At 72.4% G+C, this 17102-nt stretch carries 21 protein-coding genes; 12 read left to right on the top strand and 9 right to left on the bottom strand.

Going from position 1 to position 17102, the window contains the following annotated elements:
- Window positions 1–30 precede the first annotated feature (30 nt).
- The gene (locus KO353_RS09705) at window positions 31–1323 is read right to left on the bottom strand and encodes an RsmB/NOP family class I SAM-dependent RNA methyltransferase (protein WP_235691783.1); all 1293 of its coding nucleotides are present in this window, start codon (window positions 1321–1323) and stop codon (window positions 31–33) included.
- Window positions 1324–1371: 48 nt separating this feature from the next.
- Between KO353_RS09705 and KO353_RS09700 the strand changes: the two genes are divergently transcribed.
- Window positions 1372–3075 carry a glycosyltransferase family 39 protein gene (locus KO353_RS09700; RefSeq protein WP_218284465.1) on the top strand — a complete coding sequence of 568 codons (1704 nt, stop codon included), beginning with the start codon at window positions 1372–1374 and terminating at the stop codon, window positions 3073–3075.
- Between the two features lie 3 nt (window positions 3076–3078).
- On the opposite strand, the gene htpX is transcribed toward KO353_RS09700, so the two are convergent.
- Window positions 3079–4005: a zinc metalloprotease HtpX gene (htpX, locus tag KO353_RS09695; RefSeq protein WP_218284464.1), complete on the bottom strand. Its 927-nt coding sequence runs from the start codon at window positions 4003–4005 to the stop codon at window positions 3079–3081.
- 91 nt (window positions 4006–4096) lie between these two features.
- Here htpX and KO353_RS09690 point away from each other — a divergent pair, with 91 nt between their 5' ends.
- Together KO353_RS09690 and KO353_RS09685 are read left to right on the top strand one after the other, a co-directional pair.
- The gene (locus tag KO353_RS09690; protein ID WP_218284463.1) at window positions 4097–4282 is read left to right on the top strand and encodes a DUF1674 domain-containing protein; all 186 of its coding nucleotides are present in this window, start codon (window positions 4097–4099) and stop codon (window positions 4280–4282) included.
- Window positions 4283–4475: 193 nt separating this feature from the next.
- Window positions 4476–4937, top strand: a complete 462-nt coding sequence (locus KO353_RS09685) for a thermonuclease family protein (RefSeq protein WP_218284462.1) — start codon at window positions 4476–4478, stop codon at window positions 4935–4937.
- 19 nt (window positions 4938–4956) lie between these two features.
- On the opposite strand, the gene KO353_RS09680 is transcribed toward KO353_RS09685, so the two are convergent.
- A complete protein-coding gene (locus tag KO353_RS09680; protein WP_218284461.1) occupies window positions 4957–5700 on the bottom strand; it encodes a ZIP family metal transporter in 744 nt (247 codons plus the stop codon).
- A gap of 96 nt (window positions 5701–5796) precedes the next feature.
- Here KO353_RS09680 and KO353_RS09675 point away from each other — a divergent pair, with 96 nt between their 5' ends.
- A complete protein-coding gene (locus KO353_RS09675; RefSeq protein WP_218284460.1) occupies window positions 5797–6504 on the top strand; it encodes an NAD-dependent deacylase in 708 nt (235 codons plus the stop codon).
- Entirely contained in the window at window positions 6497–7078 is a 582-nt protein-coding gene (locus tag KO353_RS09670; RefSeq protein ID WP_218284459.1) for a uracil-DNA glycosylase family protein, read from the top strand. Before KO353_RS09675 ends, KO353_RS09670 begins: the two co-directional genes overlap by 8 nt.
- Here the strand turns inward: KO353_RS09670 and KO353_RS09665 are convergent.
- Together KO353_RS09665 and KO353_RS09660 are read right to left on the bottom strand one after the other, a co-directional pair.
- A complete protein-coding gene (locus KO353_RS09665; protein WP_218284458.1) occupies window positions 7044–7715 on the bottom strand; it encodes an SOUL family heme-binding protein in 672 nt (223 codons plus the stop codon). The genes KO353_RS09670 and KO353_RS09665 overlap by 35 nt on opposite strands.
- A 1-nt stretch (window position 7716) precedes the next feature.
- The gene (locus KO353_RS09660) at window positions 7717–8163 is read right to left on the bottom strand and encodes a metallopeptidase family protein (protein WP_235691781.1); all 447 of its coding nucleotides are present in this window, start codon (window positions 8161–8163) and stop codon (window positions 7717–7719) included.
- Here KO353_RS09660 and KO353_RS09655 point away from each other — a divergent pair, their 5' ends adjacent.
- Complete coding sequence (locus KO353_RS09655) at window positions 8164–8457, top strand: 4a-hydroxytetrahydrobiopterin dehydratase (protein ID WP_218284457.1); 294 nt, start codon at window positions 8164–8166, stop codon at window positions 8455–8457.
- An 86-nt stretch (window positions 8458–8543) separates the two neighbouring features.
- Window positions 8544–8921 carry a hypothetical protein gene (locus KO353_RS09650; RefSeq protein WP_218284456.1) on the top strand — a complete coding sequence of 126 codons (378 nt, stop codon included), beginning with the start codon at window positions 8544–8546 and terminating at the stop codon, window positions 8919–8921.
- Window positions 8922–8951: 30 nt separating this feature from the next.
- Here KO353_RS09650 and KO353_RS16475 read toward each other — a convergent pair whose 3' ends face one another.
- On the bottom strand, window positions 8952–9308 hold the full coding sequence (locus KO353_RS16475) for a hypothetical protein (RefSeq protein WP_235691780.1): 357 nt from the start codon (window positions 9306–9308) through the stop codon (window positions 8952–8954).
- Between the two features lie 39 nt (window positions 9309–9347).
- Window positions 9348–9665 carry a hypothetical protein gene (locus tag KO353_RS16470; RefSeq protein WP_235691779.1) on the bottom strand — a complete coding sequence of 106 codons (318 nt, stop codon included), beginning with the start codon at window positions 9663–9665 and terminating at the stop codon, window positions 9348–9350.
- A 161-nt stretch (window positions 9666–9826) separates the two neighbouring features.
- Here KO353_RS16470 and KO353_RS09640 point away from each other — a divergent pair, with 161 nt between their 5' ends.
- The 3 genes from KO353_RS09640 to rlmN are packed head-to-tail and all read left to right on the top strand — an operon-like array spanning window position 9827 to window position 12176.
- Window positions 9827–10402 (top strand): RNA methyltransferase, encoded by a 576-nt coding sequence (locus KO353_RS09640; protein ID WP_218284454.1) that lies wholly within the window; start codon window positions 9827–9829, stop codon window positions 10400–10402.
- Window positions 10403–10434: 32 nt separating this feature from the next.
- Window positions 10435–10977 carry a hypothetical protein gene (locus tag KO353_RS09635; RefSeq protein ID WP_218284452.1) on the top strand — a complete coding sequence of 181 codons (543 nt, stop codon included), beginning with the start codon at window positions 10435–10437 and terminating at the stop codon, window positions 10975–10977.
- Complete coding sequence (gene rlmN / locus KO353_RS09630; RefSeq protein ID WP_218284451.1) at window positions 10974–12176, top strand: 23S rRNA (adenine(2503)-C(2))-methyltransferase RlmN; 1203 nt, start codon at window positions 10974–10976, stop codon at window positions 12174–12176. The genes KO353_RS09635 and rlmN overlap by 4 nt, the downstream gene beginning before the upstream one ends.
- A gap of 24 nt (window positions 12177–12200) precedes the next feature.
- On the opposite strand, the gene KO353_RS09625 is transcribed toward rlmN, so the two are convergent.
- Complete coding sequence (locus tag KO353_RS09625; protein WP_218284450.1) at window positions 12201–13487, bottom strand: esterase-like activity of phytase family protein; 1287 nt, start codon at window positions 13485–13487, stop codon at window positions 12201–12203.
- Window positions 13488–13688: 201 nt separating this feature from the next.
- Between KO353_RS09625 and KO353_RS09620 the strand changes: the two genes are divergently transcribed.
- On the top strand, window positions 13689–14840 hold the full coding sequence (locus KO353_RS09620; RefSeq protein ID WP_218284449.1) for an MFS transporter: 1152 nt from the start codon (window positions 13689–13691) through the stop codon (window positions 14838–14840).
- 3 nt (window positions 14841–14843) lie between these two features.
- On the opposite strand, the gene KO353_RS09615 is transcribed toward KO353_RS09620, so the two are convergent.
- Window positions 14844–15896 (bottom strand): alpha/beta hydrolase, encoded by a 1053-nt coding sequence (locus KO353_RS09615; protein ID WP_218284448.1) that lies wholly within the window; start codon window positions 15894–15896, stop codon window positions 14844–14846.
- Between the two features lie 94 nt (window positions 15897–15990).
- Between KO353_RS09615 and KO353_RS09610 the strand changes: the two genes are divergently transcribed.
- Window positions 15991–17070, top strand: coding sequence for an aromatic ring-hydroxylating oxygenase subunit alpha (locus KO353_RS09610; protein WP_218284447.1), 1080 nt, complete (start codon window positions 15991–15993; stop codon window positions 17068–17070).
- Window positions 17071–17102 lie beyond the last annotated feature (32 nt).

Genomic DNA, 17102 nt, shown 5'->3' with positions numbered 1-17102 from the left:
GGCAGGGGCCCGGTCAACCGGAGGCAGGCGTCACTCTCCGGTTCGTGTGACGCGTGCGGCGAAGAACCCGTCCATGCCGCCGCGATCGGGCCAGAACGCCGGCGTGGTGCGCAGGAACCCTTGGGCCGTGATCGCCTCCGGAAGGCCCGGGAGCTCATCCTGCGCGAAAGGAGAGAGGGCAAGCGGCAGACCGGCCGCGAGCGCCCGGGCGACCGCCCCCTCCCCCTCGGCAGGCTCGAGGCTGCAGACGGTATAGACGAGCCGTCCGCCCGGTCGGAGCATCCGCACGGCGGCGGCGAGCAGCCCGTCCTGCACGGGCGCGAGCGCGGCGACGTCGTCCCTCCGCTTGAGGCGTGGGATGTCCGGGTGGCGCCGGATCGTCCCCGTCGCGGTGCAGGGAGCGTCGAGGAGAACCGCGTCGAACGGCTCAGACGGCGTCCAGGCGGCGGCGTCCGCCACCACGACCTCGGCGGCGAGGCCGAGCCGGCGCAGGTTCGCCCCGATCACCTCGGCACGCTCGGGCGAGCGTTCGACGGCGGTGACGCGCGCGCCGGCGGCGGCGAGCTGCGCCGTCTTGCCGCCCGGAGCGGCGCAGAGATCGGCCACCCTCTCCCCCGCCCGCGGCGCGAGCAGGCGCGCCGGCAGGGCGGCGGCGGCGTCCTGAACCCAGAACGCGCCCTCGGCATAGCCTGGAAGCTCACGCACCGGGGGATGGTCGGGCGCCAGGCGAAGCGAGCCGGTCGGCAGCACCGTCGCGCCAAGCCGCGCGGCCCAACTGTCCGGGTCCTCGCCCGGCTTCAGGGTGAGGTCGAGCGGCGGTGTGGCGGCATGGGCGGAGGCGATCGCGCGTGCGCCCTCGGGCCCGTAGGCAGCGTGCCACGACCGCCAAAGCCACTCCGGCGTGTCGAGACGCGGGGTATCGAGCCCCTCGAGCGCCGCCGGCCCCGCCTCCGCCACGCGCCGCAGCACCGCGTTGACGAGCCCCGCGAAGCGGGCGCCCTTGGGCAGAGCGCGCACGGCGGCGACGGTCTCGCCCACGGCGGCATGGGCGCCGGTGCCGAGCAACAGAAGCTGCGCCGCTCCCGCCCTGAGCGCGTGGCGCACGGCCTCGGGCGGGGCGCGCCGCAGATGCGGCTCGAGCACGGCATCGAGCGTGCCGAGGCGTCGCAGCACGGTCGCGGCGATCAGGTGGGCGAAGGCGCGGTCGCGCCCGGCCATCGCCGGGAGGGTGTCGAGCGCCTCATCGAGCGTCCGACGACGCCCGAGCACGGCTTCGAGAAGCATGATCGCAGCGCGGCGCGGCGACATCGCGGGCGGGAGCATGCCCCATTCATGGCGCGGCCGGGCGATCGGGGCTAGAAGGCGCCCCGCATGTCCCTCCCCTCACCGTTCGCCCCCTCCCTGCTCGACCGGATCCTCGCCCTGCGCCCCCGCGCGCTGGTCGTGCTCGCGGTGTGTCTAGCCACCTGCCTTCCCGGCTTCTTTTCCCTACCGCCGTCCGACCGTGACGAGAGCCGCTTCGCCCAGGCGACCAAGCAGATGCTCGAGACAGGGGATTTCGTCGCGATCCGTTTCGGCGACGTGGCGCGCAACAAGAAGCCCGTGGGGATCCACTGGGCGCAGGCCGCCTCGGTCTCGGCCGCGACCGCTCTCGGGCTCGCCACGCCCACGACCATCTGGCCCTACCGCGTCCCCTCGCTCCTCGGCGTGATCGCGGCGGCGCTCGCGACTCTCTGGCTCGGGGCGAGGATCATCGGCGACCGCGCGGCCCTCCTGGCCGCGCTTGCCCTTCCGGTCTCGGTGGTGGTGGTCGTCGAGGCGCACATCGCCAAGACCGATGCCGCCCTGCTCGGCACGGTGGCGGTGATGATGGGGCTGTTCGCGCGCGCCTATCTCGCACCGCGCGAGGTCACGCCCGCGAGCGCCGCAGGCTTCTGGGCGGCGCTCGGGGTGGGGGCGCTGCTCAAGGGCCCCGTGGCGCCGATGGTCGCGGGATTGGCCGCGCTCTCCCTCTGGGTGGCGGACCGGCGCGCCGGCCGCCCGCGCGACTGGCTCGCCGCGCTTCGCCCGGCCTGGGGCCTGCCGCTCGGGCTTGCGATCGTCCTGCCCTGGGGCGTTCTCATCTGGATCGCGACCGACGGCGCCTTCTTCGCCGACGCGCTCCGTGGCGATCTCGGCCAGAAGGTCACGGGCGCCGACGAGGCGCATGGCGGCCCTCCCGGCTATCATCTCCTGCTCGCCTCGCTGACTCTGTTCCCCTTCGGCCTCGTCGCGCTTCGAGCCATCCCCGGCGTGTGGGAGCGGCGGGGCGACGCGGCGGTCCGGGTGCTCGCCGCCTGGATCCTGCCCTCCTGGATCGTGTTCGAGCTTCTGCCGACCAAGCTTCCCCACTACGTCTCCGTCACCTTCCCGGCGGTGCTTCTGCTCGCCGCCGCCTGGGCCCTCGACCCGGCCCGGCGCGAGCCGCCGCCGTGGCTCGCGCGCGCCACCGCCGTGCTGTGGTTCGCGGCTCTCGCGGCTCTCGCCGCTCTCGCCATAGCCGTGCCGGCGGTGGCGGAAGGCTTCAGCTGGGGGAGCCCGATCGCTCTTGCTGCCGCCGCCCTGCTCGCCTGGGCAGGCTGGGCGTCACTGAAGCGCAACGACCTCGCCGCCCTCGCCGCCGCGGGGCTCGTGCTCTCGACGGTCATGACGGGGGCTCTGCTCGAGGGCGTGCTGCCGCGGGCCGAGGCGTTCTGGATCGCTCCGCGTGTCGTCGCCGCGATCGACCGCCACTGGGCCGAGACAGGCGGGCGGCCGCCGCCCTCGGAGCGGCCCTTCGCGACGGCCGGGTTCCACGAGCCCTCGCTCGTCTTCCTTGCCGGAACCGACACCCGCCTCGTCTCGGGCGGGGCGGAAGCCGCGCGTCATCTCGCCGACCGCCCGCGCGGGCTTGCGCTCGTGCGCGACCGCTACCAGGCGGCGTTCCTCGCCGAGGCGGAGCGGCTCGGCGTCACGCCGCGCGCGGTCGCGACCATTGGCGGCTTCAACTACAGCCGCGGCCAGCGCCTGACGCTGGTGCTTTACGCTCGGGAGTGAGCGTCACCGCCCCGACCGCGGCACCGACCCGCCCGACCGCCGCGCCCGGGCCCCGGCAAAGGGCGGCGGTGGAGGCGGAGCGGCGCCCCATTCGCGGGCGAGCTGCTCGAGCGCGGCCACGCGGTTCTCGGTCGCCGGGTGGGTGGAGAAGAGATTGTCCATCCGCGCGCCCGAGAGCGGGTTGACGATCCAGAGATGGGCGGTGGCCGGGTTGGCCTCGGCATGGTGGTTCTCGATCCGGCGCGCATAGTCCTGCAGGCGCATCAGAGCCGAGGCGAGGCCGCGCGGGTCGCCCGTGATCATCGCCCCCACGCGGTCCGCCTCGTATTCGCGCGAGCGGCTGATCGCCATCTGCACGATCGCCGCGGCGAGGGGGGCGAGCACGAGGAGGGCGAGCATCACGATCGGGTTCGGGCGGTGCTCGCCGGAGCCGCCGCGGAAGAAGAAGCCGAACTGGGCGAGCATCGAGATAGCGCCCGCGATCGTCGCCGTCACGGTCATGATCAGCGTGTCGCGGTTGCGGATATGGGCGAGCTCATGGGCGATGACCCCCGCCACCTCCTGCTCGGAGAGGCGCGCGAGCAGCCCGGTGTTGACGGCAACGGCCGCCCTGTCGGGGCTTCGGCCGGTGGCAAAGGCGTTCGGCTGGTCCTCCTCGATCACGTAGAGCGCGGGCATGGGCAGGCCGGCACGACGCGCGAGCGCCTCCGTCAGCGCATAGAGACGCGGCGCGTCGGCAGGACCGATCGGCCGGGCGTTGTGCATCCGGAGCACGACCTTGTCGCTGTTCCACCAGGCGAAGAGGTTCATGCCCCCCGCGAACAGGAGAGCGATGATCATCCCCTGCTCGCCCCCGAGCGCGAGCCCGATGGCGCCAAACAGGGCGGTGAGCGCGGCGAGCAGGATGGCGGTCTTGAGATAGCCGGACATTCGGCCCGTCCCTTAGGAACTGACGCGTGGCACCTCTATATCAGGGCAGCGCGGGCTTGGCGCGAGCCGGGGGCGCATCACATTCCTGGGCATGGAGAAGACGAACGACACCCCCAAGCCCCCTGCCCCGACCGAAGCCGCCGGCGGCCCCGCGGCGGAGGGGCGGACACCACCCCAGGGTCGCGATCAGCTGCCACGCGAGATCGGCGGCCCGACCGGGCCCGAGCCGACGCGCTACGGCGACTGGGAGCGGAACGGCCGCTGCTCGGACTTCTGACCCAGCCGGGCCAGCAGCGTTTTCCGGGCACGTCCGAGTCCGGCGCACAGCGATGGGAACATGCTTGTGGGTGGCACTCCATGTCACCCACAGCATCTTGTGGGCCCAAGGCATGACGAGAACGGTCCCGATTCGTTCATGCGACTCGGGGCATGTCACTCTTCGTTAAGCATTTGCGCGCTATGGTCTGAGCATGTCGTTCACGTTTCGTTCCTTCCGACTTCGAAACGCCGCGCTCGGCGCCGTCCTCGCCCTCGCCGCCGCCCTCGCCCCCGACGCGACGCGCGCCGAGGAGGTGTTGCCTGGGCCCGTTCCCGCCACGCTCCTGCGCGTGATCGACGGGGACACGCTCCTGGTCCGCGCCCGCGTCTGGCTCGACCTCGAAGTGGTGGCGCGGGTTCGGCTCAGGGGCGTCAACGCGCCCGAGCTCCGTGCGCAGGACGGGGAGGAGCGTGCCCGCGCCGCCGCGGCACGCGCCTTCGTCGCCGGGCTCGCCGAAGGTGCGTCGCTGACGCTGACTGAGATCGGCAAGGACAAGTATGGCGGCCGGGTGGTCGCGCGCGTGGCGGTCGATGGTGCCGATCTCGGCAGCGCACTTCTCGCCTCGGGCCATGCCAGGCCGATCGGCGCGCGCTTCCGCCGCAGCCCGGGCTGAGCCGCAGGCGCGGCCGCGCTCAGCCCTCCGGCAGAAGGGCGAACAGCCCGAGCATGCCAGCGACCGAGAGCGCCAACACGCCGAGCACCTGCCACGCCGGCGCCCCGGCCCGCGCTTCGGGCAGCATGTCGGCACACGCCATCCAGGCCATCGCGCCGGCAGCGAAGCCCAGGCCCGCGGGAAGAAGCGGCCGGAACCACACCACTGAGAGATAGGCAGGGACGGCAAGCAGCGGCTGCGGCAGCGAGGAGAACACGCTCCACCACGCCGCCGCCCGCCACGAGACGCCGCGCGGCACGAGCACAAGGCTGATCGCAAGCCCCTCGGGGATGTTGTGGATCGCCATCGCCATGGCGACGAACCACCCGAGCGGCGCGCCGTCGCCGAAGGCCACCCCCACACCGATCCCCTCCGCCGCCGAATGCAGCGTCATCACGCCGACGATCAGGAGTGCGCGGCGCGCATCCGAACCGGTCAGAGCCCCGATGTCGAGATTCTCGAAGCGTGCGAGGATGGTGTCGGAGAGCTTGATGAAGGCGAGGCCGGCAAGCCCGCCGAGGGCGGCGGCAACCGGGCCGATCACCGCTCCTTCCCAGGCGAGCATCCCGGTCGCGGCGAGCATCAGCCCCGCCGCCGCGGCATTGCCGAGCGCGAGACGCCCCGCGCCGATCCTCCCTGTGCCGGCGAGGGCGAAGGGCAGCGCGCCGAGCCCGGTGGCAAGCGCGGTGGCGAGCGCGGCAAGGAAGACGAGACCGAGATCCATGCCGCTCCCTCAAACCACAGGCGAGCGAAAAAGTCCAATCAAATCAGCCACTTGCACTTGATCCGCAGTCGCAGCGCGATCGGCTATGCTGCGCCCATGCGCCTGCCTCCCATCGTCGTGCTCACCGGTGCCGGCATCAGCCGCGAGAGCGGGCTTGCCACCTTCCGCGATGCCGACGGCATCTGGGCCAAGGTGCGGCTCGAGGATGTCGCGACAGCGGAGGCCTTCGCGCGCGACCCCGACCGCGTGCACGCCTTCTACAACGCCCGTCGCCGCGCCCTGCGCGACCCCTCCGTGGCGCCCAACGCCGCCCACCACGCCCTTGTGCGGCTCGCCCACGCCTGGCCCGCACCCGTCACGGTCGTGACCCAGAATGTGGATGACCTGCACGAGCGTGCCGGCCAGCCTCGCCTGATCCACATGCATGGTGAGCTCGCCAAGGCGCGCTGCACCGCCTGCGGCGCTGTGCACCCGTGGTTGGATGACCTTTCGACCGCGACCGCCTGCCCCTCCTGCGGGCGCGCGGGGGGGATGCGGCCTGCAGTGGTGTGGTTCGGCGAGATGCCGCTCGCGATGGACGAGATCGCCGCCGAGCTCGCGGCCTGCGGCCTCTTTCTCTCGATCGGCACCTCGGGGGCGGTCTGGCCGGCGGCAGGCTTCGTCGCTGAGGTGCGTGGCCGCGCGCGCACCGTCGAGCTCAATCTCGAGCCGTCGGAGGGGGTGCGGCTGTTCGACGAGGCGATCCACGGCCCTGCCACGGTGGTCGTTCCTGCCTTCGTCGACCGACTGCTCGCCGATGTCTGAGGCGCTCGCGTCCGAGATCGCGCGGCTTCGCGCCTGCACCGCCTGCGCCGACCTGCCGCTCGGGCCGAAGCCGATCTTCCAGCTCTCCCCGACCGCACGGCTTCTCATCACCTCTCAGGCTCCGGGGACGAAGGCACACGCCTCCGGCCTTCCGTTCGATGACCCCTCGGGAGAGAGGCTCCGGGACTGGCTCGGGCTCGACCGGGAGGCGTTCTACGATGCCTCCCGGGTGGCGATTCTGCCCACCGGCCTCTGCTACCCGGGACGGCTGCCGAAGGGAGGGGATGCGCCGCCCCGGCCCGGCTGCGCGCCGCTGTGGCATCCGAGGATCGTCCCGCTTCTTCCCGCCGTCCGGCTGAGGCTTCTCGTCGGCGGCTATGCGGTGCGGCTGGTGCTCGGGCCGAAGACGCGGCTCGAGGACGCGGTGCGGGGATATGCCGAGCACCTGCCGCGGCACTTCCCTCTGCCACACCCCTCCTGGCGGACGCTCGTGTGGGAGCGGCGCAACCCCTGGTTCCGCTCCGAAGTCCTGCCCGCGCTCAGGCGGGCGGTTGCGACGGCTCTCGCGGGGTGACCCGAACCACCACCTCGTTTCGGCGCAGTGCCGGGATGGTCCAGGGCGGGTCGTAGAACCACGCCTCCGGCTCGCCCGCGGGCGCCCAGGGGCCGGTCGCCAGCGCCTCGATCAGACGCGCCTTCTCGGCAGCCACCTCCGCCGCGCCAGGAGCACCGCGGAAGCGCCGCACTGCAACCGTTTCCTCAGGGAGGGCGACGATCCGCACCTCCGGGTCCTTCGGCTTCGGCAGCGTCTCGCGCGTGTAGGCCGACGGCATGAAGAAGCGGATGGTCCAGCCCCCGCCGGGCGCGACTTTCTGCGCTACCGGCGCCGTCATCGCGATCCTCTCGCCCTGCGCGGGCGCCTGGGCCACGGGGATCGTCATCGCGATCCGCGCCGACCCCTCGTTGGCACCGAAGATGTAGCGCGCGAGCGGCCGGAACCCGGCGTTGCGCGCCGCCACCTCGTCGGGTGTGACGACCGTCACTTCGGCCGCAAGCCGCGGGCCGTAGCGTCGTATCTCCGTGCCGTTCACGAGGCCGAGCACGGTGAAGCCCGGCTCCTCCGTCCCCTCCCTCACGCCGACGACGGTGCAGGCGGAGGCGACGGCAGCGGCGGCGGCAAGGGCAAGCCCGTTGAGCGCTCGGGCGAGCATCTCACTCCTCCCTCTCCAGGCGTTCGATCTCGGCATCGGAGAAGCCGACCTGATGCGCGATCTCGTGGATCAGGACATTGCGCACGAGCGCGGGCAGAGACACCTCCGTCTCGATCCACTCGGCAAGGATCGGCAGGCGGTAGAGCAGGATGGCGGGCGGGGTCGTCGGCGGGTGCGCCACGGAGCGCTGCGTCATCGGCTCGCCGCGCCAGAGGCCGGTGAGGTCCCAGGGGTTCTCGAGCCCGAGCTCCGCCACCGTCTCGTCATCGGGCATCTCCTCGACGAGGATGTGCACGCCATCGAGGATTCCGGCGAGCCGCTCGGGAAGGCGCTCCGCCGCCCAGGCGAGCGCCTCGTCGGCGAGAGCGACGATCTCCTCGAGGCTCGGGGGCGTGGTGAAGCGGCGCACCACCCTCACATGGGCGGACGCGAGCAGGAGGGCAAGCACATGGCGATCGAACGGCTGACGGACGCGGAGCGGGCGCGGCTTGCGACCGACCTACCGACCTGGCGGATGGTCGAAGGGCGGGACGCGATCACGCGCTCGTTCCGGTTCAAGGATTTCAGCGAGGCCTGGGGGTTCATGGCGCGCGTGGCGCTCCTGGCCGAGGCGCAGAATCACCACCCCGAATGGTCGAACGTGTGGAACCGGGTGGAGATCACGCTCACCACGCATGACGCCGGCGGGCTCTCGGCGCGCGATGTTGCGCTCGCGCGCGCGATCGACTCGCTGCTTGCCTGATCCTCTCCCGGGGGCGCCCGCGCCTTTACCCTTGCGCAAGCATTCGCGCCGACCTTGGGGCGGCGACGCAAGGCGGGGAGGTGGCGATGGCAGTCGAGGAAAGCCGGCGGATCCTGTTTGGGCTCGCCGCTCTGCGCGAGGCGGTGGGGGCGCATCTCGTCGAGATCGCCCCCGGCCTCGTGCCGCGCGGCGCGGCGATCGGGGACCTCGTCGTCCTGCCCCAGTCCCTCTCGCTTCGCCTCCTCCTCGCTGTCCCTGGCAGCTCTGAGCGAACGGAGGCGGAGATGACCGCCACACAGATCGCCGCATTGCTGATACGCCGCTGCCGGGCGCTGCGTATCCCCCTGCCGCGCCGCGGCCGCAAAGGGCTGGAGGCTTCGCCGGAGGGCATCGCCATCGTGGTCGAGATGGTGCACGAGACGGCGGGCGTGGCGCAGAGCCGGCCGCTGCGCCTCTGCGCCTGAGAGCCAGCGCGTGCGTCGCGGGTGCCGGCCTCAGCCGCCCGGCGGTACGGCGAGCAGGAGCTTGTTGGCCGCGTTGAGCCCGGCAGAGAGAGCGCGCCAGTCGCGCCAGGCGCCCTCCGCCCCGGCCTTCGCTGCAACCGGCTCGAGGACCGCGCCCAACGACGCCCTGCCGTCGATCCGCGCAAGGATCGCCGGCCCGAGCGGCGGACTCGCGATCTGGGCGCGGACCCCGTCGAGATCGAGCGCGATCCTCTGCCCAGGGCTGAGAGACGCGGCGAAGGCGGGCCCGTCGAGGTCGCGCAGCACCGGGATCAGCGTGGCGTCCTCCGGGTCGGGCGGCGTCCAGGGCTCGGCCGCACGGCGGAGATAGGCGATGTGCGTCGCCATCGTCCCCGAGAGTGCCTCGGCCAGCGCTTCGCGCTCTGCCTATGGCAGGGCGGCGGCGCGTTCGCGCAGCCGCGGGTCGGTGAGCCAGGTCAGCGGGTCGTAGCGCACCGGCTCGACCAGAACCGTCGGCACAAGCCCGACGGCGGCAAGCAGCGACCGGAAGGCGGGCACGGTATCGGGCCGGTCGCGCCCGCGTAGCAGGAGGTCGACAAGCCCTGCATCCCCGCCGTCGAGGTGGTCGGTGATCAGGCGGTTCCGGGCGAGCCAATGCGTGGCGGGCAGGGTGCGCACGAGCCGACGCGCCGCCTCGACGCGCGCGGGGAGCGGCAGAGCGGGGTCGCGGCGTGCGCCGAACACCCAGTGGTCGATCTCGGCGAGGAAGGAGGGCTGCCGACGACGAGCCGACGCGCCTCGTCTCTCGCGTCGCGCGCCGGGTAGGGATAGGCCTCGTACTGGGCGGCGACCGCGTCGTCCACAGGGTCGGTGATCGGTCTGGGTCCAGGGAGCGGCATCGCAGCATGGAAGGGTCGCGCGGGTGGTTCGGCATCGGCCTAGAGGGGGTAAGCAAGCCGGGCAATGCCGGGGCGGTGTTCCGCACCGCGCATGCCTTCGGCGCCGCCTTCCTGTTCACGGTGGGCGAGAGCCCGGGGCTTGCGGCCACGCGCATCGCCGACACCTCCGACTCAACGCGGCACCTTCCCTTCTATCGCTGGGCCTCCGCCGACGCCATGGCACTGCCGGAACGGGCGCGCCTCGTGGGCGTCGAGCTCGTCGAGGGCGCGATCCCGCTGCCCTCGTTCCGCCACCCGCTCCAGGCGGCCTATGTGTTCGGGCCGGAGCGCGCCTCCCTGTCGCGGCAAATGCTCGCACGCTGCGACTTCGTGGTGCGGATCCCGACGCGGTTCGCGATCAACCTCGCCGTCGCCGCAGCGATCGTGATGTACGACCGGCTGCTCGTGCACGGCCGCTTCCCCGAGCGCCCGGTCGCGGCCGGCGGCCCTGCGGGGCCAGCCGAACGCCACAGCCACGGCAGGCCGCGCTTCCGGCGCGGTGTCCCTGCGCTCTTACGCGAAAGCGAGGAGGGATCGGCTTGAGGCAGGGGCGAGCGGGGTCTATGTCAGCCTGCATGAGAGTTCTCGGCACGCTCCTCGCCGCGGCGGTCGTCGCGGCCCTTCCGGTGTCCGCGCAGCAGCCGCAGCGCCCGGCTCAGCAGCCGCAGGCCCAAGCCTCGGGCGGCCCGTCCTTGATCGGCCGGTTCGAAGACTGGGAGGCGGCCACGCTCACCGAACGCGGCCAGAAGGTGTGCTACGCTTTCACCCGCGCCGCCGCCTCGAGCCCCTCCCTGCAGGGCCGCGGCGAGGTGGTTCTGATGCTCACCCATCGCGGCCGGTCGCGTGACGAGGTGGCGGTCCGCGCGGGCTACACCTACCCCGCCGACGCCGAACCGGCCGGCACGGTCGAGGCCGCGGGCGGCAACACGGCGCTCGCTTTCTTCGCCGTCGGCGAGGCCGCCTACGCGCGCGACCGCTCGGCCGCCGTCACCGCCTTCGAGCGCGGCCGGGCGCTGAGGCTGTCGGGGCCCGGCCCGCGCGGCGGCACGGTGACCGACCTCTTCAGCCTGCGCGGCTTCACCGCCGCCCGCCGCGCAATCTCCGAGGCCTGTCGGTGAACACGCCCCTCGCCGCGGCGGAGGCCGAGCGGATCGGCGCCAAGGCGGCTCTGTTCGCCCCGCCCGAGCCCGTCCTCGCCGACGGCCGGTGCGACCTTCTCGGCCTCACGCGCGAGGAGATCGCGGCGTTGCTGATCGGGCTCGGCGAGGATGAGCGGTCGGCCAGGCTGCGCGCGCGGCAGCTCTGGCACTGGATCTACCACCAGGGCGTGACCGATTTCGCGCGCATGACCACGATCTCCCGGCCGATGCAGGCGCGACTCGCCGAAGCCTTCGTGGTCGGCCGGCCCGAGGCGGTGGCGGATCGCCTCTCGGAAGACGGAACGCGCAAGTGGCTGTTCCGGTTCCGCGACGGCCAGGAGGCCGAGACCGTCTACATCCCCGACCCGGACGAGCCGCGGGGTGCGGTGTGCCTCTCGAGCCAGGTCGGCTGCACCCTCTCTTGCCGCTTCTGCCACACCGGCACGCAACGCCTCGTCCGCAACCTCGGTGCTGCCGAGATCATCGGCCAGTTCATGGCCGCGCGCGACGCCTATGGCGAATGGCCGAGCCCGAAGGGGGAGGCGCCGCGGCTCTTGTCCAACATCGTTCTGATGGGCATGGGAGAGCCGCTCTACAACTACGACAATGTCGCGAAGGCGATGCGGATCGCGATGGACGCGGAGGGGATTGCGCTCTCGCGACGCCGCATCACGCTCTCGACCTCCGGCGTCGTTCCGATGATGGACCGTTGCGGTGCCGAGCTCGGCGTCAACCTCGCTGTCTCCCTGCATGCGGTGACCGACGAGCTTCGCGACATCCTCGTGCCGCTCAACCGGAAGTATCCGATCGCCGAGTTGATGGCCGCCTGCCGGCGTTACCCGGGCGCCTCGAACGCGCGTCGAATCACCTTCGAGTACGTGATGCTCAAGGGGGTGAACGACAGCCCGGCGGAGGCGCGCGCTCTCGTGCGCCTGATCCGCGGCATCCCTGCCAAGGTGAACCTGATCCCCTTCAACCCCTGGCCCGGGTCGCCCTACGAGACCTCGACGGCGTCGGCAATCCGCGCCTTCGCCGCGATCGTCAACGACGCGGGCTATGCCGCTCCGGTGCGCAGCCCGCGCGGTCGCGACATCCTCGCTGCCTGCGGCCAGCTCAGGACGGAGAGCCGGCGTCAACGACCGCGCGATCCGCCGCAGCGCCCCGCCGCCGCCGGCTGAGCCCGCCGGCCGGGGCGCGCCCGCTCACTCGAGCGCCAGCCCGCGCAGCACGAGAACGCGTGTCCGTTCGCCGGTGATGCCGAAATCGTCGTCGTTGATCACCGCAAGCGCGCCGCCGGGCAGGACAGCGACGCCCTCGAGCTTGGGCGGGATGTCGCGATGGTCGGCGCTGTCGAAGATGAGCCGCTTCCGCACCGGAACGATGCCGATCGAGGCGAGATCGTTCGTCTGCTCGAGGCTCGGCCGCGTCGCCGGGTCTGACCAGCGGCTGCGCAGGATATCGGTCGCCCCGTCGAGCGCGACGACGTAGAGCTTGGTCGTCGCCTCCGTCCGCTCGAGCACGATCAGCCGGTCGGCGCCGATCGCGGTGAGCTCGCTGATCCGCGGGTCGGACTGGTTGTCGGAGGGGTCGTTGCGGAAGCTCCTCGGGTCGTCGAGCTGGTAGACGAACTCGCCGACGGGGCGGAGTTCGACGCGGTCGAACTTGAAAAGCCGCGTGTTCTTGGCAGCGCGGAAGGCGGCGGCGTCGGGGTTGGCGAGCGGATTCTGCAGCATGAAGTAGAGGAAGCGCTCGTCAGGGCTGACCGCCATGCTCTCGATGCCGCGATTGATCTGCCGGCGGGTGATGATCGCCGGCAGGCCCTCGATGACGGGGTAGCCGGCGCCGGCGAAGTCCTTGGCCGTGCCCTCGGGCACGATCCTAAGCTGGATCCGCCCATCCGGGGCGACGTGCAGGATCGAGGGCGCGTTCTCCTCGCCGATCCAGAAACTGCCGTCGCTGAGCCGGACGATGCCTTCGGCGTCGATCGCCGAGGGGTTCTGCGCGAGCGTCCGTCCCCTGCCGTCGAGCGGTGTTTCGGTGCTCGCAACCGTGAGCGGGTTCGGCATCCCGTCGATCGGCGTGCCGTCGAGCGTCCGCAGCGCGATGACGTCGGTCACGTGGAACAGGCCGGTCGCCGTGTCGAGCCTGAGCCGGTAGATCGAGGGGGCGTAGTGCGGCAGCGGGTAGATCCTGCCATTGCGCGCAGCGGCGCAGATCCTGTCGCGCGCGAGGCCGGTGATCGCCTCTGCCTGGGAACAGGCGATGTTCGGGCCGCGATCGGAGACGGTCCAGATCACGTCGGGGGGGTCGGCGGGGCCGCGGAAGGCAGCGCTGCCGATGCCGATCGTGAGGTCGAGAATCTTGCCGCCCTCGAAGGCGAAGCGCCCGAGGCTGAGCGGCACTGAAGCGTCGAGGGGGACGATCTCGAGGGCGTTGGCCTGGGCGGCCTGGCCGGTGAGGAGGGCAAGGGCGAAGAGGGTGCGGCGCATCGGGGACCTCCGTGCAGGACAATGTGACGCTACCCGCGACCATTCCTTGGACAACGACAGAACCGTGACGATGCATAGTCGCAACGGAAACGGCGGAAGGGCGAGTGGGCTGCGCGCCCGGCCGGTGGAGAGCGGTGTGGGCGGCCGGCTCTTCCGGGCAAGCATCTGGCGCGATCGGGCGCGGTCGGCGAGGATCGCGCCGTGCCCCCCGCCGCGCCGCCGCTGTCCGTGCTCATCCTCGCCGCCTTCCTCTCCGGCGCCGGCATGCGCGTGGCCGACCCGCTGCTCGCCGCGATCGCCTCCGGTTTCGGGGCCACCGTCGCCGCTGCGGCCGCCACCGTCGCCGCCTTCACCTTCGCCTACGGCCTCGCCCAGCCCGTGCTCGGCCCGCTCGGTGACCGATTCGGCAAGCTCAGGCTGATCGCCGCTTGCATGGCTCTCTACGGTGCCGCGACCGCCGCTGCCGCCGCAGCACCTGGGCTCGGCTCCCTGGTCGCTCTGCGCTGCCTCGCCGGCGCCTTCGCCGGGGGGCTGATCCCGGTCGCGATCGCCCTCATCGGCGACACCACCCCTTATGCCGAGCGGCAGGCGACGCTCGGGCGGTTCATGACCGGTATGGTGCTCGCGAACCTCGCCGCGGCACCGCTCTCGGGGGTCGCCGGCGACGTCGTGGGCTGGCGCCCCGTCTTCGCGGCTCTGGGTGCGGCAGCGCTTGCGGCCGCCGTGCCGCTGTGGCACGCCGCCCGGGCCATGGGACCGCCACCGCCGCACGCCCATGGCTCGGCGGTCGCGCGCTATCTCGCGCTTTTGAGGCGGCCCGCGGCGCGTCGGCTCCTGCTTCTCGTCGGGGTCGAGGGGGCGGTCGCCTTCGCCGCACCGCCCTTCCTGGGCGCCTTCCTGGTCGAGGGCTATGGCCTGTCCTATTCGGTGGCGGGGCTCGTGCTCGGCGCCTCGGGCCTCGGCGCCCTTCTCTACACGCGGATCGCGGGGCGGCTCGTTGCGCGCTTCGGCGAGCGCGGGCTGCTCACCGGCGGCGGCGCCGGGCTTGTCCTGTGGCTCGGCGCGATCGCCGCCGCCCCGCCTACGCCGTGGCTCGGCGCGGTGAGTTTCTTCGGCGGGCTTTCCCTCGCCTCCTTCCACGGCGTGCTGCAGGCGCGCGGGTCGGAGATCGCCCCTGAGAGCCGAGCGACCGGGATGGCCGCCTTCGCCTTCTCGCTGTTCGTGGGCCAGGCGATTGGCGCGGCCGTGGCCGGGCTTCTCCTCCCTCTTGCCGGTTTCCGCGGCCTCTTCGCGTCGGCCGCCTGCGTCATGGCGGGGCTTGCGGCGGCCGCACGCGCAAGCCCGGCTCGCTAGCGTTCAGCAGGAGCGGGGCGGAACCGGCGCGGCGACGAAGGCGACGAGGCAGGGACCGAACCGCTCGCTGAACTGCCCCGTGCCCCCGGCGTGGTGGCCGGAGAAGCCCTCTGGCCGGTCGATCAGGAGCAAGGAGGAGACGCGCGGCGCGAGCACCTCCCTAAGGATCGCCGCGCGCGCCGCGTTGTCGGCCATGAATGGATCTTCGGCGAACTGCACGACGGCGACGCGGGCCTGCCTGTTCGCGGCCTCGGCCGAGAGCCGACGGAGCTGGTCGAGCTGGCCGAGCAGGTTCATCGAGACGTAGGAGCCATGGGCGGCAGGGGCGATGGCGATCACTGCCTCCGCAAGCCCCGGCACCGAGAGCATCTGCAACGCGTTCCACCCCCCGCGCGACTGGCCCGAGACGACGATCGTTCGATAGCCGAGCGCCCGCAGCTGCCCGAGCCCCTCGCGCAGCCAGGCGGCGGCGCGGCGCTCATCGTCGGTTCCTGGGTGACGATCGAACCGGAACACGTCGTAGCCCGCGTTGTTTACGTGCCGGACCCAGGGCTGCGGCTGCTGGCCGCGATTGTCCTGGTCCGGCAGGCCGCGGCCGTGGCCGAACACGATCGCGCCGTGGGCCGCCGTCGGGCCACGCCAGAGATAGCGTTGGTCGGGGACGATCTCCCACGCCATCGCCCGGCCGATCCCGACCGTTTCGGGCGGCCGAACCGGCGGCGACCACTCACGCCCGGGCGCGACGATCGCGAGATCGACCGCGTAGAGCGCGCACGCAGCGCCGCCTGTGCGCCGGCGGCACGCCTCGAGCGCCGCCGCCCTCGCCTCCTCGAGAGTCTTCCTGCCCCACGCCGCGCCGTAGGTCCCGTTCGGCCCGAAGGCGATCGCGCGCGCAAGGTTCTGCCCGAGCCAACGCGCATGGGCCTGCCGCTGCGCGTCGGTCAGCCCGGGAAGACGGGGGGGCTCCAGAAGCGGGATCGGCGCCTCCGCCCGCGCCGCGTCGGAGAGGCACAGGGCGGCGAGGAGCGAGAGGAGGGAGGGGGAGCGGCGTCGCATCAGGGCTCAGGCGTGGGATACCTTGCGCGCAACCCTCCCATGCGCCGATGTTCTGGGGCAACGGCACGCCACCCGAAGCTCTTCGACCGAGACCATGCTGACCGAGCCCTCCGCACGTGAGACGAGCCTCCCTCCTCCGCGTGACCTCACCTTCGCCGAGACCGACTGGGACGTTCTTTCCCGCTGCTGGCACCCCGTCGCCTGGTCGGAGGCAGTGGAGCCCCCGGCTCCCGGAGGCAGGGGAAAGCCGCTTTCGGTTCGCCTGCTCGACGTGCCGCTTGTCGTGTGGCGCACGGCGGAGGGCAAGGTTGCAGTGGCGCGCGACCTCTGCCCGCACCGCGGCACGCCGCTCTCTCTGGGCTGGACCGAGGGAGAGACGGTGATCTGCCCCTATCACGGCTTCCGCTTCGCCCCCGACGGGGCCTGCCGCCTCATCCCCGCCCATCCCGACCGGCCGATCCCGCCGCGGATGCGTGTTGCCACCTTCCCGGCGGTCGAGCGCTTCGGCCTCGTCTGGACGAGGCTTGCCGGCGACCTCCCGGCCGAGGAGGGGCTTCCCGTGTTCCCCGCCTGGGACGACCCCGCCTGGCAGAGGGTCACCCCGCCCTTCGTCGACATCGCGGGCTCGGCGGGGCGGCAGGTCGAGGGCTTCCTCGACGTCGCCCATTTCGCCTGGGTGCATGCCGAGACCTTCGCCGACCCCGACAACCCGGTGGTTCCTCCCTACAAGGTCACCCCCACCGAACGCGGGGTGGAGAGCCACTACTGGTCGACCGTTCCGAACTGGCCCAAGGGCCAGGAGAAGCCGACGCCGGAAGGGTTCCTGTGGCTTCGCCATTTCCAGGTGTTCCCGCCCTTCTGCGCTCTTCTGACCATCCATTTCCCGGGCGAGGACCGCCTGTGCATCCTCAACGCCGCTTCGCCCGTCTCGGCACGGAAGACACGGCTCTTCGTGCCGATCGCGAAGAATTTCGGGGTGAACGATCCGGTCGAGCCGGTGCATGCCTTCAACGCGCGGATCTTCGCCGAGGACCAGGCGATCGTCGAACGCCAGAAGCCGGAGGACCTGCCGCTCGATCTGACGTTCGAGGCGCACATCCTGGCTGACCGTATGTCGGTCGCCTACCAGCAGCTGCTTGCGCGTATGGGCTTGGGGCGCGGCTTCACGGCCTGACGCCCGGCCGACGCGGCGGCGGAGCGTCCGCC

This window comes from Elioraea tepida (assembly GCF_019203965.1).
Lineage (GTDB): Bacteria > Pseudomonadota > Alphaproteobacteria > Acetobacterales > Acetobacteraceae > Elioraea_A > Elioraea_A tepida.
Note: the sequence above shows the minus strand (reverse complement) of the source record. Positions and strands in the feature narration are given on the sequence as shown.

Coding starts and splice junctions, on each gene's coding strand:
- KO353_RS09705 (WP_235691783.1), bottom strand. CDS start 1,323: ATGCTCCCGCCCGCGATGTCGCCGCGCCGCGCTGCGATCATGCTTCTC.
- KO353_RS09700 (WP_218284465.1), top strand. CDS start 1,372: ATGTCCCTCCCCTCACCGTTCGCCCCCTCCCTGCTCGACCGGATCCTC.
- htpX (WP_218284464.1), bottom strand. CDS start 4,005: ATGTCCGGCTATCTCAAGACCGCCATCCTGCTCGCCGCGCTCACCGCC.
- KO353_RS09690 (WP_218284463.1), top strand. CDS start 4,097: ATGGAGAAGACGAACGACACCCCCAAGCCCCCTGCCCCGACCGAAGCC.
- KO353_RS09685 (WP_218284462.1), top strand. CDS start 4,476: ATGTCGTTCACGTTTCGTTCCTTCCGACTTCGAAACGCCGCGCTCGGC.
- KO353_RS09680 (WP_218284461.1), bottom strand. CDS start 5,700: ATGGATCTCGGTCTCGTCTTCCTTGCCGCGCTCGCCACCGCGCTTGCC.
- KO353_RS09675 (WP_218284460.1), top strand. CDS start 5,797: ATGCGCCTGCCTCCCATCGTCGTGCTCACCGGTGCCGGCATCAGCCGC.
- KO353_RS09670 (WP_218284459.1), top strand. CDS start 6,497: ATGTCTGAGGCGCTCGCGTCCGAGATCGCGCGGCTTCGCGCCTGCACC.
- KO353_RS09665 (WP_218284458.1), bottom strand. CDS start 7,715: ATGCTCGCCCGAGCGCTCAACGGGCTTGCCCTTGCCGCCGCCGCTGCC.
- KO353_RS09655 (WP_218284457.1), top strand. CDS start 8,164: ATGGCGATCGAACGGCTGACGGACGCGGAGCGGGCGCGGCTTGCGACC.
- KO353_RS09650 (WP_218284456.1), top strand. CDS start 8,544: ATGGCAGTCGAGGAAAGCCGGCGGATCCTGTTTGGGCTCGCCGCTCTG.
- KO353_RS16475 (WP_235691780.1), bottom strand. CDS start 9,308: ATGGCGACGCACATCGCCTATCTCCGCCGTGCGGCCGAGCCCTGGACG.
- KO353_RS09640 (WP_218284454.1), top strand. CDS start 9,827: ATGGAAGGGTCGCGCGGGTGGTTCGGCATCGGCCTAGAGGGGGTAAGC.
- KO353_RS09635 (WP_218284452.1), top strand. CDS start 10,435: ATGAGAGTTCTCGGCACGCTCCTCGCCGCGGCGGTCGTCGCGGCCCTT.
- KO353_RS09625 (WP_218284450.1), bottom strand. CDS start 13,487: ATGCGCCGCACCCTCTTCGCCCTTGCCCTCCTCACCGGCCAGGCCGCC.
- KO353_RS09615 (WP_218284448.1), bottom strand. CDS start 15,896: ATGCGACGCCGCTCCCCCTCCCTCCTCTCGCTCCTCGCCGCCCTGTGC.
- KO353_RS09610 (WP_218284447.1), top strand. CDS start 15,991: ATGCTGACCGAGCCCTCCGCACGTGAGACGAGCCTCCCTCCTCCGCGT.